Source organism: Psychroserpens luteolus (genome assembly GCF_021032705.1).
Lineage (GTDB): Bacteria > Bacteroidota > Bacteroidia > Flavobacteriales > Flavobacteriaceae > Psychroserpens > Psychroserpens luteolus.
Genome location: NZ_JAHVXI010000015.1, coordinates 1 through 1,911, shown reverse-complemented (window position 1 = coordinate 1,911; position 1,911 = coordinate 1). Strand labels below are relative to the sequence as shown.

The following is a 1,911-nucleotide window of genomic DNA, read 5'->3' as shown; positions in this document are numbered from 1 at the left end:
CCGATCAAACATTAAACTTAACAGTAACACCGGAGCCTGCTCCTGTGGTAACTGATGTAACGATTTGCTCTGATGAGTCGTATACGTGGGCTGAGAATGGTATCACTTATGATGGTTCTGGAGGATCAACTTCGGTAACTATTGAAGGTGTGAACTGTGCTGCGGATCAAACACTTAACTTAACAGTAACACCGGAGCCTGCTCCTGTGGTAACTGATGTAACGATTTGCTCTGATGAGTCGTATACATGGACGGAGAATGGTATCACTTATAATGGTTCTGGTGGTTCGACCTCTGTAACTATTGAAGGTGTAAACTGTGCTGCTGATCAAACACTTAACTTAACAGTAACACCGGAGCCTACTCCTGTGGTAACTGATGTGACGATTTGTTCTGATGAGTCGTATACGTGGGCTGAGAATGGTATCACTTATGATGGTTCTGGTGGTTCGACCTCTGTAACTATTGAAGGTGTGAACTGTGCTGCGGATCAAACACTTAACTTAACAGTAACACCGGAGCCTGCTCCTGTGGTAACTGATGTAACGATTTGTTCTGATGAGTCGTATACGTGGGCTGAGAATGGTATCACTTATAATGGTTCTGGTGGTTCGACCTCGGTAACTATTGAAGGTGTGAACTGTGCAGCTGACCAAACACTTAACTTAACAGTAATACCGGAGCCTGCTCCTGTAGTGACTGATGTAACGATTTGTTCTGATGAGTCATACACATGGACAGAGAATGGTATCACTTATAATGGTTCTGGAGGATCGACCTCTGTAACTATTGAAGGTGTGAACTGTGCAGCTGACCAAACACTTAACTTAACAGTAACACCGGAGCCTGCTCCTGTGGTAACTGATGTAACGATTTGCTCTGATGAGTCGTATACATGGGCTGAGAATGGTATCACTTATGATGGTTCTGGTGGTTCGACCTCGGTAACTATTGAAGGTGTGAACTGTACTGCGGATCAAACACTTAACTTAACAGTAACACCGGAGCCTGCTCCTGTGGTAACTGATGTAACGATTTGTTCTGATGAGTCGTATACATGGACGGAGAATGGTATCACTTATAATGGTTCTGGAGGATCTACTTCGGTAACTATTGAAGGTGTAAACTGTGCTGCTGATCAAACACTTAACTTAACAGTAACACCGGAGCCTGCTCCTGTAATTACAAATCAAAATATATGCTCTAACGAATCATATACATGGGCTGTAAATGGAATTACTTATGATGGTTCTGGTGGTGATGTAACTGTTACTGTGGAAGGTATTAATTGTGCTGCTGATCAGACTTTAGTTCTGACAGTTTCAAATAACCCTCCTCCAGTTGTGACTGACGTAACGATTTGTTCTGATGAATCATATACATGGACGGAGAATGGTATCACTTATGATGGTTCTGGAGGATCGACCTCGGTAACTATTGAAGGTGTGAACTGTGCAGCCGATCAAACATTAAACTTAACAGTAACACCGGAGCCTGCTCCTGTGGTAACTGATGTAGCGATTTGCTCTGATGAGTCGTATACGTGGGCTGAGAATGGTATCACTTATAATGGTTCTGGTGGATCTACTTCGGTAACTATTGAAGGTGTGAACTGTGCGGCCGATCAAACACTTAACTTAACAGTAACACCAGAGCCTGCTCCTGTGGTAACTGATGTGACGATTTGTTCTGATGAGTCGTATACATGGACGGAGAATGGTATCACTTATAATGGTTCTGGAGGATCAACTTCGGTAACTATTGAAGGGGTAAACTGTGCTGCGGATCAAACACTTAACTTAACAGTAACGCCGGAGCCTGCTCCTGTGGTGACTGATGTAACGATTTGCTCTGATGAGTCGTATACATGGACGGAGAATGGTATCACTTATAATGGTTCTGGAGGATCTA

General features: G+C 43.4%; 1 pseudogene. It reads left to right on the top strand.

The window, feature by feature from the left end:
* Nucleotides 1-1,911, top strand: a pseudogene (locus tag KWG70_RS17615) (hypothetical protein); the annotation flags it as partial.